This is a genomic window from Pararhizobium sp. P1_E7 (genome assembly GCF_056405855.1).
The window spans coordinates 1-526 of record NZ_JBFUBH010000255.1 but is presented as its reverse complement, the minus strand read 5'-3'; the positions used below and the strand labels follow the sequence as shown (position 1 = coordinate 526).

At 53.1% G+C, this 526-nt stretch carries 1 protein-coding gene; it reads left to right on the top strand.

The genetic code is table 11. From position 1 onward, the window contains the following. A partial coding sequence (locus AC1D17_RS29275; protein WP_477568684.1) for a PDC sensor domain-containing protein occupies nt 1-526 on the top strand: 526 nt, incomplete at both ends.

Here is a 526-nt window from a genome sequence, read left to right as displayed (position 1 = left end):
GAATCCTATGTTTCGATCTGCAACACTCAGAAACACCTTCTCGATTGTAGGGCTAGGTTTGGTATCAACGCTTGCTGTAGCAGGGGCGCTCTTCCTGACGTCCTATGAGCGCGCTTACAACCAAAGTATCGAGAAGGTCTCCACGGAGGCAAATACTGTGGCGTTTCAGGTCGAAGCTGACCTTCGCGACGCTTATAAAACTGTCTTCGACCTCAAGACGACGCTCTCGCAACTGCAGAAGCATCCAAATAATGAGAGCCGCGCCACCGTCAACGACATTTTGTCCGAAACGGTAGGAAACAATCCTTTGGCCTTCGCGGCTTTSACTGTCTGGAATCCAGATGCTTTCGATGGACGAGACAAGGAATTCGCCGGAAAGCCACTCCACGACCAGACCGGTCGATTGGTGCCTTATTTCTTCCGTGATGGCGCCGGGGTGGGAAGCATGGTTACGCCAGGCTACGATGACCCCCAATTAGCCGGCGTGGTAGGAGCGCTACCGCAAGGGAAAGCACTGCTTTTTGAC